Annotated in this window: 12 protein-coding genes; all 12 read right to left on the bottom strand. The window is 52.9% G+C overall.

From position 1 onward, the window contains the following. Positions 1 to 10 precede the first annotated feature (10 nt). The 12 genes from JQN73_RS09080 to JQN73_RS09030 all read right to left on the bottom strand — a co-directional run bounded on the left by JQN73_RS09080 (position 11) and on the right by JQN73_RS09030 (position 13,073). Positions 11 to 1,255 (bottom strand): cytochrome P450, encoded by a 1,245-nt coding sequence (locus tag JQN73_RS09080; protein WP_205322730.1) that lies wholly within the window; start codon positions 1,253 to 1,255, stop codon positions 11 to 13. A gap of 189 nt (positions 1,256 to 1,444) precedes the next feature. Next, positions 1,445 to 2,260, bottom strand: a complete 816-nt coding sequence (locus JQN73_RS09075) for an enoyl-CoA hydratase/isomerase family protein (RefSeq protein ID WP_205322729.1) — start codon at positions 2,258 to 2,260, stop codon at positions 1,445 to 1,447. Further along, entirely contained in the window at positions 2,261 to 2,542 is a 282-nt protein-coding gene (locus JQN73_RS22635) for a DinB family protein (RefSeq protein ID WP_255542215.1), read from the bottom strand. It abuts the gene before it with no gap. Beyond that, the gene (locus JQN73_RS22630; RefSeq protein WP_255542214.1) at positions 2,427 to 2,786 is read right to left on the bottom strand and encodes a DinB family protein; all 360 of its coding nucleotides are present in this window, start codon (positions 2,784 to 2,786) and stop codon (positions 2,427 to 2,429) included. The genes JQN73_RS22635 and JQN73_RS22630 overlap by 116 nt, the downstream gene beginning before the upstream one ends. Before the next feature lie 51 nt (positions 2,787 to 2,837). Further along, a complete protein-coding gene (locus JQN73_RS09065) occupies positions 2,838 to 4,460 on the bottom strand; it encodes a carboxyl transferase domain-containing protein (RefSeq protein WP_205322728.1) in 1,623 nt (540 codons plus the stop codon). A gap of 112 nt (positions 4,461 to 4,572) precedes the next feature. Continuing rightward, a complete protein-coding gene (locus JQN73_RS09060) occupies positions 4,573 to 6,276 on the bottom strand; it encodes an AMP-binding protein (protein WP_205323283.1) in 1,704 nt (567 codons plus the stop codon). A gap of 180 nt (positions 6,277 to 6,456) precedes the next feature. Then, the gene (locus JQN73_RS09055; RefSeq protein ID WP_205322727.1) at positions 6,457 to 6,900 is read right to left on the bottom strand and encodes a YchJ family protein; all 444 of its coding nucleotides are present in this window, start codon (positions 6,898 to 6,900) and stop codon (positions 6,457 to 6,459) included. A gap of 34 nt (positions 6,901 to 6,934) precedes the next feature. Next, positions 6,935 to 7,540, bottom strand: a complete 606-nt coding sequence (locus tag JQN73_RS09050) for a 2-hydroxychromene-2-carboxylate isomerase (protein ID WP_205322726.1) — start codon at positions 7,538 to 7,540, stop codon at positions 6,935 to 6,937. Positions 7,541 to 7,635: 95 nt separating this feature from the next. Continuing rightward, positions 7,636 to 8,832 carry an acetyl-CoA C-acetyltransferase gene (locus JQN73_RS09045; RefSeq protein ID WP_205322725.1) on the bottom strand — a complete coding sequence of 399 codons (1,197 nt, stop codon included), beginning with the start codon at positions 8,830 to 8,832 and terminating at the stop codon, positions 7,636 to 7,638. 158 nt (positions 8,833 to 8,990) lie between these two features. Next, positions 8,991 to 10,817: a bifunctional isocitrate dehydrogenase kinase/phosphatase gene (gene aceK, locus JQN73_RS09040; protein WP_205323282.1), complete on the bottom strand. Its 1,827-nt coding sequence runs from the start codon at positions 10,815 to 10,817 to the stop codon at positions 8,991 to 8,993. A 2-nt stretch (positions 10,818 to 10,819) separates the two neighbouring features. Continuing rightward, positions 10,820 to 11,761: a pyridoxal-phosphate dependent enzyme gene (locus tag JQN73_RS09035; RefSeq protein WP_205322724.1), complete on the bottom strand. Its 942-nt coding sequence runs from the start codon at positions 11,759 to 11,761 to the stop codon at positions 10,820 to 10,822. Between the two features lie 127 nt (positions 11,762 to 11,888). Then, positions 11,889 to 13,073 (bottom strand): isovaleryl-CoA dehydrogenase, encoded by a 1,185-nt coding sequence (locus tag JQN73_RS09030; RefSeq protein ID WP_205322723.1) that lies wholly within the window; start codon positions 13,071 to 13,073, stop codon positions 11,889 to 11,891. Between the last annotated feature and the right edge of the window lie 3 nt (positions 13,074 to 13,076).

Below are 13,076 nucleotides of genomic sequence, written 5' to 3'. Positions count from 1 at the left end.
AGACATGCTATTAGACATGCACGGCATCCTCCAACCGGGAGGTTGTCAGCGCAGCGGCATAACTTAACGGCAATGCGTTGAGGCTGCGATACACCGCATTATGTCCCCACGATGGCGTATCACCGGCCAGTTGCAAACCCGGCAATCGCTGCATGACACTACGCAAGGCAATTTCCGCCTCCATGTAAGTCAACGTCGCGCCGATACAAACGTGCGGCCCAAAACCGAACGACAAATGCGTTCCTTGATTGCGGGTGATGTCCAAAGCGTCCGGTGTGGTGAATTTGGCGGGATCGCGGTTGGCAGAGCCAATCAATGGAATCACCAGATCGCCTTTTTTCATGCGCTGCCCGTGTAATTCCACATCGACTTTCAGGCGCCGACCGGTGTATTGCACCGGGCTGTCAAAGCGGAGCAGCTCCTTCAACGCCGACGGCAACAGCGCCGTATTTTGCTGCAACATTTGCCATTGCTCTGGATGTTGCAATAGTGCCAAAACGCCATTCCCGAGCAAATTGCGGGTCGTTTCGTGACCGGCAAACAGCAGCGTGCAACACTGTGCCAACAATTCTTTGGTGGTGATAATGCCACCGCTAGCTTCCGCCAGCGTCAATTGGCTAATCAGATCCTCACCAGGATGCGAGCGCCGTTGCGGCAAGATTGCACGAAAATAGTCGTTCATCGCAATCAAACTGATTTGCGCCCGACGAGCGATCTCCATCGTAGGCGTCGGGCTGCCGATGAAGTCGGCGATATCATCCGACCAGGCGACAAATTCAGCCCGATCATCGCCGTCGATGCCCAACATTGCCGCAATCACCAGTGCGGGCAATGGGCGAGCAAAATCACGCATAAAATCGAAACTGGCTGCAGTGGTCGTCATTACGCCCTCCAGCAAGCCGTCCACCAGGGTTTGAATGCGCGGTGCTAGCGCTTGCAGTGCCGCCGGTTTAAAACCCACGTTCATGACCTGACGCAGTCGGGTGTGTTGCGGCGGATCAACGAACAATAATGAGCGTGAAAAAATACGTTTGAATTCGCGCAGTTCCGCCAATGCTTCCGGACCGCTGGTATTCGCCCAACCACCGGCGCGCCGCACCGAGAACCGCGGATCGCGCAAAACGCTGGCGACATCCGCGTATTCCGTCACCAGCCATGCTCCGCCGCAGAACTCTTCATTCCAGTGCAGCGGCCCAGCCTGACGCAGCGCCTCATAAGTCGGGTAAGGATTATTTAAAAAACCATTGTTTATCATGTGTTAACTTTTAAAATCGGACTCGGATTTTGCGTAAGCCCTACAAATCTGACTAACCTGCGCCAGTCATCACTACCAGAGACCACCGACGAACCAGAATTGTATAGGGTTCGATGTATCGGCATCACTTCGATCTTCAAATTCGCCCTGTATTCAGCCTTTTTTTGACAACTATAATCGGCTTAATTATTAATTCAACCATGATGGTTTGCGCTTTTCCAAAAAAGCACGAACCCCTTCACGCCCCTGTTCGGAGGCGCGGCTACGGGCGATACCCTCGACCGTCGCGGCAATCAGTTCAGCGCTTAAAGGTTGTCCGGCCACATCGCGTACCAGGCGTTTGGCGTCTTTGACGGCAGCCGGACTCGCGGCCAGCAAGGATTTCAGCAGCGCGCTAACCGTCTCATCTAACGCATCGATCCCCACGGCTTCATGGACCAGGCCTATACGCTGGGCTGTCTCCGCCGAAAAGCGTTCAGCCGTAATGAAATAGCGACGCGCTGCCGATTGGCCAATCGCCTTGATGACATAAGGAGAAATAGTCGCAGGGATCAAGCCGATCCGCACTTCGGACAGGCAAAAATGCGCGGTATCCACCGCCACCACGATATCGCAGGCGGCAACCAAACCCAGTCCACCCGCGTAGCAATCCCCCTGCACCCGGGCGATCACCGGTTTTGGGCAATCATAAATTGCCTGAAGCATTTCCGCCAACTGCCCCGCATCCTCACGGTTCTGTTCCGGGGTGTAATCTGCCATGGCTTTCATCCAGTTCAGATCGGCACCCGCACAAAAGGAGACGCCGTTAGCCGTCAATACAATCGCGCGCACCTCCGCTATTGCACCAAGTTCAGTGAAGGCACGGGTAATCTCGGCGATCGTTTCCTGATTAAAGGCGTTACGAACCTCGGGGCGATTTAATGTGATGGTGGCAACCGGGGCGCTACCGTTATTGCTGGTGTTGCTGGTGTTGCGCTCAACGATCAGGGTTTGGTACGTCGTCATTTAGTTTCCAGTTCCATTGTTTGTTTCTTCCCGCACTCTATAGATCAAATCCAGTTCCGGGCAGGCGTAACCCATTCCCGTTAAGGCGGCACTCAGCTGACCGCGATGGTGCGTGCCGTGATTGAATACATGCCCCAACGAGGGCGCAAATGGCGTGACCGTTTTTTCACCCGAAGGCCTGAGGTACGTCAACTGTGTGTCGAACCGTTGTGCCTCCAGGCCAGAGATAAAGCCCTGCCATCGCGCCACGTTCGTGCGCCACGTTCGTGCGCAACGCACCATCAAGCGCTGGCCGGTCGTGCTCGACCTCTGCATTCAACGCCAGTGTCAGCGGTTCTGACTCCGTGAACCGCGCATACCAATGTAATTCGGCAACCAGCATGTGATTCAGGGTGCCATGGATTGAATCAAAAAACAGACCGCGATCCTGGCGATAATCTTCCTCGCTGATCGTCGCGATCTGGTCCAGTATTTTTTCTGTGGCCCAAAGATGGTAGCGGGCCAACATGGCAAAATAGTGTTGCATAGTGTTTCGACTTTCGTAGCGTCAGCCTGAACAGTTAGGAGCGAATTCACTTTACATTCGGAACACACCGAACTTCGTCTCCGCAATCGGCGCATTCAGTGCCGCGCTCAAACCCAGGCCCAATACCATACGCGTATCCGCCGGATCAATGACACCATCGTCCCATAAACGCGCCGAGGCGTAATACGGATGTCCCTGATGCTCATACTGATCGCGTATCGGCGCTTTGAAAGAAGCCTCTTCCTCTTCAGACCAATTCCCGCCCTTGGCTTCAATACCGTCGCGTTTAATTGTTGCCAGCACGCCAGCAGCCTGATCGCCGCCCATGACCGAAATCCGCGCATTCGGCCACATCCATAAGAAGCGCGGGGAGAATGCGCGACCACACATGCCGTAATTCCCGGCCCCAAAACTGCCGCCAATAATCACCGTCAGCTTCGGCACTGCGGTCGTCGCGACCGCGGTCACCATCTTGGCACCGTTGCGCGCAATGCCTTCGTTTTCATACTTTCGACCGACCATAAAGCCAGTGATATTCTGTAAAAACACGAGCGGGATTTTGCGCTGTGAACAGAGCTCAATAAAGTGCGTGCCTTTTAATGCACTTTCCGAAAACAGGATACCGTTATTAGCGATAATACCCACCGGCATGCCATAGATATGCGCGAAACCGCAAATCAGCGTGGTCCCGTAACGCGCCTTGAATTCATCAAAATCGCTGCCATCCACCACGCGTGCAATCACCTCGCGCACATCAAATGGCTTGCGGGTATCCATCGGAATCACGCCGTATAACTCATGCGCTGGATATTTCGGCTCGACCACGGCACGTAATACCGGACCGTCAGGTTTTTTGCGATTAAGATTCGACACGATCGTGCGTGCCAACGCCAACGCGTGCAGGTCATTCTGCGCCAGATGGTCAACCACGCCGGATAAGCGCGTATGTACGTCGGCTCCACCCAGATCTTCAGCACTGACCACCTCGCCGGTTGCAGCCTTCACCAAAGGAGGGCCAGCTAAAAAGATGGTTCCCTGATTCTTGACGATGATGGACTCATCGCTCATGGCGGGAACATATGCACCGCCAGCGGTACAGGACCCCATGACAACCGCGATTTGTGGAATGCCTTTGGCGGACAAGTGCGCCTGATTAAAAAAGATACGACCGAAGTGATCGCGATCTGGAAAGACATCGTCCTGGTTCGGCAAATTGGCACCGCCGCTATCCACCAGATAAATACACGGCAAATTATTTTGCTCGGCGATTTCTTGTGCGCGCAAATGTTTTTTAACCGTGAGCGGATAGTAGGTGCCGCCTTTAACTGTCGCATCGTTACAGACAATCACGCATTCCTGTCCCGCGACGCGGCCAATACCGGTAATCACACCCGCTGCTGGCGCAGCATCACTGCCATCTTTGTCGATATAAACGTGATATGCCGCCAGTTGAGAAAACTCCATAAACGGTGTTCCCGGATCAAGTAGCATCTGTACCCGATCACGGGGCAACAGTTTACCGCGCGCCACGTGCTTGTCACGCGCCGCATCACCGCCGCCTTCTGAAATTTGCGCTATTTTTTGGCGCAAGTCGTCGACCAGCAAATTAAGCGCACTGACGTTTTGCTGGAAATCTTCACTGCGGGTATTGAGTTTGCTTTCTAACTGTGGCATTTCTACGTCCTTTGATGTGTTGAGAACTTACGCAAAATTGCCCCAGCGAGGTAGTACTTTCCTACTCAGGTCTGGAATGTCGTTTATGCGCTACTACGCTGCGAGTCAGCCTTCAGGCGGTGTCGACCTCGCTGATGTTGAGCGCTTCTTTCATCGCATCACGGATCTTGAATTTTTGTATTTTGCCTGTCACGGTCATAGGAAACCCGTCAACAAAGCGGATATAGCGCGGCACTTTATAGTAAGCAATCTGACCGTTACAAAATTCCCGCAGACCTTCTTCGTCGACGCTTTGACCGGGCCGTAAAATCACCCAGGCGCACAGCTCCTCGCCATATTTTGCATCCGGTACGCCAACAACCTGCACATCTTGTACCGCCGGATGGCGATATAAAAATTCTTCGATTTCACGTGGGTAAATGTTTTCGCCGCCGCGGATCACCATGTCCTTGATCCGCCCCACGATGTTGACATAGCCTTCGCTGTCCATCGTGGCTAAATCGCCGGTATGCATCCATCCATCGGCATCAATCGCCTCCTGCGTCTTTGGCAGATCATCCCAATATCCCTGCATGACCACGTAACCACGGGTACACAACTCGCCGGTGACACCAATCGGTACGATCTCACCAGATTCCGGATCCACCATTTTGACTTCAAGATGCGGATGTACCTGACCGACCGTCGAGACCCGTTTTTCCTGAGGCGAATCGGTCAGACTCTGGCAACTCACGGGACTGGTTTCCGTCATCCCGTACGCAATCGTCACTTGCTCCATGTGCATGTCGCGCACCACCCGCTTCATAATCTCGGTAGGGCAAGGCGAACCGGCCATGATCCCGGTGCGCAAGGTCGACAAATCGAATTCGGCAAAACGGGGATGGTCAAGCTCGGCGATAAACATTGTCGGCACACCGTGTAAGCCGGTGCAGCGCTCATTCTGCACGGCCTCAAGCACCGACAATGCATCGAACCCGTCATTCGGATAGACGATGGTTGCCCCATGTGTCAGACAGGCCAGGTTGCCCAATACCATACCGAAACAGTGATACAGCGGGACGGGAATACATAAGCGATCCTGCGCCGTCAGTCGCATCGCTTCGCCAATGAAGAAACCGTTATTCAAAATATTCCGATGGGTAAGCGTGGCCCCTTTGGGGAACCCCGTCGTGCCGCTGGTAAATTGGATATTAATGGCATCGGTGGCTTTCAGAGTCGCACCGATCAAAGCGAGTTGCGGATCAGCGCTATCGCCGCTTGCAATCAGGTCGGAAAAACGCAGCATTCCCGGCAACTCATCGGTCCCAAGGTGCACCACTGTTCTCAAGGTCGGAAGCCGTGCGGCTTGCAATTGCCCGGCAACGCAATGGGCTAACTCAGGTGCCAGGGTCCGCAGCATGTCGAGATAATCGCTGGTCTTAAAGCTGGTCATGGTGACGATCGCTTTGCAACCGACTTTGTTGAGCGCGTATTCCAGCTCACTGACCCGATACGCCGGATTGATATTGACCAAAATAACGCCGACACGGGCCGTCGCCAGTTGCATCAATAGCCACTCGGTATTGTTATGCGACCAGATTCCGACACGGTCGCCGCGCTCCAAACCAATCCGCAGCAACGCGCTTGCCAGTCGCTGCGATTCCACCTGCAATTGACGGTACGTCAAACGTACCTTTTGATGGCAAGCCACCAGCGCTTCGTTGTCGGGAACAGTCTCCACCATCGCATCAAAGAAAACTGCAAGAGTCTCTTCGATCAACGGAATATCCTGACTGCCGCGGGACACGCTCATTGTGAAGTTATGGCAAGCGTCCATTCCACTATTCACGGATTGCGTAAGGGGAATTGACATTGAAACATTGGCTAAAGTATCGTTTTTTGAGTTCATGATCACTTGTCTCCTATCCTGGTCCCTCGAATTTGGTCGCCATGCGCTCTTGAGATGGCAGCCCAAACGGTATCTTGCAGTCGCATCGAATATTATTTGGCGTTTATCTTATTTATTATTTTCTGGAAAAACACCATCCACATAAAACCAGTGCAGCCCGCTTTGTCGATGCTGATCTACTGATGCACATTCTTCCATCTCTCTTACAAACTGACTGACTTCGTGCAAGCGCTGCGCACGCCCAGCCAATTTGTAACGGGCTAAAAATTCCACCGTTGCATGGTTACCCTCGGTGGTATGCTTTCGAATCTCCAGACCTAACCACTTCACCCCGTCATCGCCGCTGGTGATGCTGACCGACGCTGGCCGCGTGCTGCGGTGCCAGGTGGCGGATAAGTATGCATCATCACGCAATGTGTAAGCGGTGTAACGCGAGCGCATCAATTCCTGCGCCGTCTGCGGTATCGCCTGGTGCGCAAGGAAGCGGCCGCAACAAACCACAAATTGACCGCCGCCGCACGGACAAGATGTTGGGCTAACTGACTTATTCATCGCACTGTTCATGTTGGATGTGCACTTTACGAACTTATATTTTTCCCGACTTCAACATCGCCTCAATCTGATCGAAGCGGTCGAATCCCCAAAACGATTCGCCATCCACGATGACAAACGGAGAACCAAATACGCCCTTTGCCATGGCCAGATCTATTTCGGCCTTTAGCTGATTTTTTATCGACAATGTATTTACGCCTTCTGCCATGCCTTCGGTATCAAAACCATTTTTTCGGGCGATATCAAGTACATTTAATGGCTCAGCGATATTGATGCCATGAACGAACATACCCTGGTAAATCAGTTTGGCAAATTTGATCGACTGATCTGCGCCGTATTTGCTTTGCAGCCACAACATCGCACGAGCGGCAACCTGAGTTGGAAGCGGAAACGCGGGAGGCCGGTTGTAAGGAATGTCATGAAAACGTGCGCTACGCTCAAAATCGTGCAGCGAGTACTTTCCCTTCATTGGCGCTTCCGTCAGCGGAACGCCACCGGTGGACTTGAACACTGCGCCAAGCAGGATGGGATGCCACTCGACATCGCGCCCGTATTTAGCAGCCAGTTCATCGATACGTTCGGCGGCAAAATAACCGTAAGGGGAAGAAAAATCAAAATAAAAGTCGATTGCGGCACTCATCTAAAATCCTTTTTTCGAATTGATCTGGCAACTGAATTCCACAAAACTGGCCAGGTGCGAAAGGCTACGCTGCGCGCAACGTAGCCCGGCCATTGTTACAGCAATTCAACTGCCAGAGCAGTTCCTTCGCCGCCACCGATACATAGCGAAGCCACGCCGCGCTTGCCGCCGGTCGCTTTTAGTGCGCCCAGTAGCGTAACGATAATACGGGCACCAGACGCACCGATTGGATGGCCCAACGCACAGGCACCGCCATGGACATTCACTTTGTCATGCGGAATATTGTGCTCTTTCATGGCGGCCATTGGCACCACGGCAAACGCTTCATTGATTTCAAACAGATCGACATCAGCGCTGGTCCAACCGATTTTCTTGTACAACTTTTCAATCGCTCCAACCGGCGCAGTGGTAAACCAATCCGGTTCTTGCGAATGGCTGGCATGACCCACGATTCTGGCGATAGGGGTACAACCTAGCTTCCTGGCGGTCGATTCCAGCATCAACACCAAAGCGGCGGCGCCATCATTAATCGAGGATGACGATGCAGCAGTAATGGTGCCGTCTTTTTTGAACGCCGCACGCAGCGATGGAATTTTTTCGACTTTGGCTTTGGTCGGACCTTCATCCTTGTCGATCACGACTTCGCCTGCGCGGCTAGTGACTGTTACCGGTGCGATTTCCCACTTGAACAGTCCATCGGCTGCCGCTGCCTGCGCACGCTTGACCGAGCTGATCGCAAAGTTATCTTGCTCCTCGCGTGTGAACTTGTATTTTGCGGCGCACTCTTCACCGAATGTACCCATAGAGCGACCGCCGCCATTTTCACTTCGGGAATACGCATCTTCCAGACCATCCAGCATCATATGATCCAGAATGGCACCATGGCCGATCCGATATCCACCGCGGGCTTTTGGGACTAAATACGGTGCGTTCGTCATCGATTCCATACCACCGGCGACGACGACTTCGTGCGTTCCCGCCAGCAATGCGTCGTGCGCAAACATGGTTGCCTGCATCGCTGATCCGCAGACTTTCGAGATCGTTGATGCATTGGTCGACATTGGCAAGCCAGCCTTGATGGTAGCTTGCCGCGCTGGTGCCTGTCCCTGACCGGCCTGCAATACATTACCAAATACCACACTATCAATTTGCTCTGGTTTTAATCCAGCGCGTTCGACTGCAGCTTTGATGGCTACTGCGCCCAAATCAGTGGCGGTCAATGAGGCAAAGTCCCCTTGAAATGCGCCCATTGGGGTACGCGCTACGCCGACAATAACAATTGAGTCACTCATATTTTTTCTCCAGATAAAGACGGTCTGTGCCGTCAGGTTGATCTTACTTTTGCAGTTATTCCAGTAAACTCAAGCTTTGCCAAACCCCATTTTCCATCCTACTTTCTTGCCTTATGAGCAAATCCGATCACGACGGAACAGGGGCCATTTGCGAAAGCTCACTCCTCCCCAGACTGCCTGTGCGCAAAGTCGTGCGCTAACCGGAAGGCCGTTGCCGTTGATTTTGCATTGCCAAAACGACACTCTTGCGGGTAAGGAAAAACATCGTCGAAATGGCCTTCAAGTATGTGCTGTTTGCGCTGCTGCCAATACTCTTGGGTGAATAAATCTGCATGATGTTTCAAAAAATATTTTCTTACACTCGGGTTTCCCAAAAGAAAAACCCCGAATTGCTCAGGGAATACGTCATTTTTTGCAACCGAATACCATGGTTCGGCAGACATTTCCTCTTCTTCGTTACGTGGTTGTGGAATCGTGCGAAAGTTGCAATCGGTAATATATTCAATTTCGTCGTAGTCATAAAATACGACCCGGTTGTGACGCGTGACGCCAAAGTTTTTGTACAGCATGTCGCCGGGAAAAATATTCGCTGCCACCAGTTCTTTAATCGCATTGCCGTACTCAACGATGCCATGCTCAATTGCGGCCTGATCGGCGTTGGCCTGGGCGCTGGTCAGGTAGATATTCAACGGCACCATGCGCCGTTCAATGTACAGATGCTTGATGATAATTTCATCACCATCTTCCTCCACCACGGAGGGCGCTACCATTTTTAATTCAGCCAATAATTCATCGGCAAACCGTGACCGGGGAAACGCGACGCTTGAATATTCCAGCGTGTCAGCCATCCGGCCCACCCGATCGTGATTTTTTACCAGCAGGTATTTTTCTTTGACCAGTGCATTCGTGGTCTCTTTTGGCGCAGGGAAATAATCCTTAATCACCTTGAAGACATACGGAAACGACGGCAACGCAAACACCACCATGACCAATCCCCGTATCCCGGGCGCAATTTCAAAATGATCCGATGAGTGCTTTAAATGGCGCAAAAAATCCCGATAAAACAAGGCCTTACCAAGTTTTTGCAAACCAAGAATCGTATAAATTTCACTCCGCGGCTTTTCCGGCATCAGGGTCCGTAAAAACTGCACATACGCCGATGGCACTTCCATATCGACCATGAAGTACGCGCGGGTAAACGAGAACAAAACCGCCAGCACTTTGCGCTCGAACAACACCGCGTCCAGCACCAGGGCATTTTCATGGTTATGCAAGATGGGAATCACGAACGGATATTCATTGCTACCGTTGATGATTTTTCCCACCATGTACGCGCCTTTGTTGCGATAGAAAAGCGTGGATAACACGTGGATCTGATGATTGGGCTCAAGCGCTTCAGCCACAAAGATTTGCTGGATGCGTTCTTCAGCCAGGGACACGTCGCGGTCCAGGTCTGCGAACGGTCGTTGCAACCGGAAATTGGTGATGATGCATTTCAGGGTGAAATGCAGGCCGTCCAGCATCGGGTAATACACCCGGAAAGTAGGCGTGGTCTCGTCAGTATCCAGATACTCCGTGGAGACCGCAGGACGAACAAAAATGAAGTCGTTATGAAAATACGCCCGATGTAAAATCTTGCAAAAGACCGAATTAAAAAACGTTTCGGCCAGTTCCGGTTGCTTGTGGTCGATCAATAAGCCGATGTAATGTAACTTGACCTCACGCCAGACCTCATCGGTCAGATCGGCGTTATCGTACTCATCTTCCAGCAATCGCACGCACTCACCCACGCGTGTATCGTAAAAGGCTATTCGTTCACGGGCTTCAGCCTGTGCGGTTTTCCAGTCGGCGCATTCAAAATGGCGCTTCGCCGAATGCGTCGCCTCGCGAAATAAACGGTAATGCTTGTCAAAGCCATCCAATATCGTCCGCGCTGTATCGAAAGCGATCTGCGAGGATAATAACTTCGGAAAGGCCGGGGACATGATCATAACGAAAATTGCGTTTTCCAGCTGGCCAGCGTTTCCAGGCTGACCCCGATGCCTCCACACACCACAATCAGCGGCCGCTTGAACTTCTCAAGCGCTGGCAAGCGTTGATAGGCGACTGCCAACGCTGCGCCGCATGCCGGTTCGACCAGGGTCCGCATATCATCGGCAAATGAGAGGCAGGCTGCGACTGCCTGCGCATCGCTTATTTTGACGCTCAGCACCGTGTGTTGGCGGGTCCAGTTAAACGCGGCAGCTGCAACGCGGGTCGCATTTAACGAAGTTGCAATGGAAGTCACAGCGGGCAGCGATACCAACTCGCCGGCACCCACTGCAGCATGCAACGAGGCCGCGCCTTCTGTTTCGACGGCAATTAACGGCACCTGTTTCATGCCGTTACGGTGCATCCCTTGCAGGATGCCGGACATAAGGCCACCACCACCAACGGCACAAATCACCACATCAAAATCGACACCTAGCACCCTAGCCTGCGCCGCGGCTTCGTCGATCAGGGTGGCATTCCCGTCCCAGATATCCGGATGGTCGAAAGGAGGAATATAGATCACACCGGCTTGCTCGCACATCTGCAGCGCGGCTTGGTTGGCCTCATGCCATGCGCTACCGTGCACAACTACCTCGGCACCGATGGCACGGATGCGTTTAATTACCGCAGCAGAAGTGGTTTCCGGGACGACGACGGTCGTTCTGACGCCTAAAGCTGCACCGGCGAATGCCGCTGCAAAACCCGCATTACCACCGGACGGGCAGACCAGTTGGGTCGCCCCGCTCGCCACCGCGCGCTGGCATAACAAGCCAATCCCGCGCAATTTGAACGAACCGGAAGGTTGCGTGTTTTCCATCTTCAACCAAATCTGTTTCCCGAGGGCGACAGAAAGTTGGGGATGGGCCAATAATGCTGTTTGAATGTGCAGAGAAGTCATGAGCGAATACGAGAACCGTGTACGTTGTTATATTAAAGCCAGAAGTTGGCATGACAAGGACAATGCGGCATCGGAGGATTCAATGATGCCGCTACCCTCAATGAATTCTTCACCATTCAAAATTGCATCAAGACGTTTCAGCGAATAATTCGCGTCCGATGAGCATACGACGAATTTCGCTGGTGCCAGCACCGATTTCGTATAATTTTGCATCGCGCCAAAGACGACCGACTGGATATTCGTTGATATAACCATTGCCTCCCAGCGCCTGTATCGCTTCGCCCGCCATCCAGGTGGCCTTTTCGGCCGAATATAAAATCGCCCCGGCTGCATCCTTTCGTAAAGCACGCGCAGCTTCCGGCGTTTTGGCACGGTCGCAGGCCTGACCGACCGCATACACATAGGCTTTGCAGGCCATCATGGTGGAATACATATCAGCGAGTTTGCCCTGCATCAGCTGAAATTCGCCGATTGCGTGCCCGAACTGCTTACGGTCATGCACGTAGGGCACCACCACATCCAGACAGGCTTGCATGATACCGAGTGGGCCGCCTGACAGGACCGTCCGTTCAAAATCAAGTCCTGACATCAATACATTGACGCCTTTACCGACGCTGCCGAGCACATTTTCAACAGGAATTTCACAATCCTGAAACACCAGCTCACCGGTATGCGATCCACGCATGCCGAGCTTATCGAGTTTTTGAGCGACGCTGAAGCCTTTATAGGTCTTTTCCACCAGAAAGGCTGTCATACCGCGGGCGCCTGCGGCCAGATCAGTCTTGGCATACACCACCAGCACGTCCGCATCAGGGCCATTCGTGATCCACATCTTGGTGCCGTTTAGCACCCAGCGGTCACCTTTCAGGTCGGCGCGCAACTTCATGCTTACCACGTCAGAACCGGCGTTCGGCTCCGACATCGCGAGCGCACCGACGTGATCGCCGGAGATCAACTTAGGCAGATATTTAGCTTTTTGCTCTGCGCTGCCGTTGCGACTGATTTGATTGACGCACAAATTGGAATGCGCGCCATAGGAAAGTCCGACTGACGCAGAGGCCCGAGAAATTTCCTCCAAGGCAATGATGTGCGCCAGATAACCCATTCCGATACCGCCGTAGGTTTCGTCGGCGGTAATGCCGAGAAGACCCAGATCGCCCATTTTTTTCCACAAATCCATCGGAAATTGATCGGTTCGGTCTATTTCTGCAGCGCGAGGAGCGATTTCTGCCGCCGCAAATTGTTGGATCGATTCGCGCAATGCTGCGATATCTTCACCATGATCAAAGTTCAGCCCGTTTAGATGCACCATCTT

The sequence above is a fragment of the Glaciimonas sp. PAMC28666 genome, from assembly GCF_016917355.1.
Classification (GTDB): domain Bacteria; phylum Pseudomonadota; class Gammaproteobacteria; order Burkholderiales; family Burkholderiaceae_D; genus Glaciimonas.
Note: the sequence above shows the minus strand (reverse complement) of the source record. Positions and strands in the feature narration are given on the sequence as shown.

What these genes read in the sequence shown, in the direction of transcription:
- JQN73_RS22635 (WP_255542215.1), bottom strand. Translation starts at nt 2,542, where the DNA reads ATGGTGCGTTGCGCACGAACGTGGCGCACGAACGTGGCGCGATGGCAG.
- JQN73_RS22630 (WP_255542214.1), bottom strand. Translation starts at nt 2,786, where the DNA reads ATGCAACACTATTTTGCCATGTTGGCCCGCTACCATCTTTGGGCCACA.
- JQN73_RS09045 (WP_205322725.1), bottom strand. Translation starts at nt 8,832, where the DNA reads ATGAGTGACTCAATTGTTATTGTCGGCGTAGCGCGTACCCCAATGGGC.
- JQN73_RS09080 (WP_205322730.1), bottom strand. Translation starts at nt 1,255, where the DNA reads ATGATAAACAATGGTTTTTTAAATAATCCTTACCCGACTTATGAGGCG.
- aceK (WP_205323282.1), bottom strand. Translation starts at nt 10,817, where the DNA reads ATGTCCCCGGCCTTTCCGAAGTTATTATCCTCGCAGATCGCTTTCGAT.
- JQN73_RS09060 (WP_205323283.1), bottom strand. Translation starts at nt 6,276, where the DNA reads ATGGACGCTTGCCATAACTTCACAATGAGCGTGTCCCGCGGCAGTCAG.
- JQN73_RS09050 (WP_205322726.1), bottom strand. Translation starts at nt 7,540, where the DNA reads ATGAGTGCCGCAATCGACTTTTATTTTGATTTTTCTTCCCCTTACGGT.
- JQN73_RS09055 (WP_205322727.1), bottom strand. Translation starts at nt 6,900, where the DNA reads ATGAATAAGTCAGTTAGCCCAACATCTTGTCCGTGCGGCGGCGGTCAA.
- JQN73_RS09035 (WP_205322724.1), bottom strand. Translation starts at nt 11,761, where the DNA reads ATGACTTCTCTGCACATTCAAACAGCATTATTGGCCCATCCCCAACTT.
- JQN73_RS09065 (WP_205322728.1), bottom strand. Translation starts at nt 4,460, where the DNA reads ATGCCACAGTTAGAAAGCAAACTCAATACCCGCAGTGAAGATTTCCAG.
- JQN73_RS09075 (WP_205322729.1), bottom strand. Translation starts at nt 2,260, where the DNA reads ATGACGACGTACCAAACCCTGATCGTTGAGCGCAACACCAGCAACACC.
- JQN73_RS09030 (WP_205322723.1), bottom strand. Translation starts at nt 13,073, where the DNA reads ATGGTGCATCTAAACGGGCTGAACTTTGATCATGGTGAAGATATCGCA.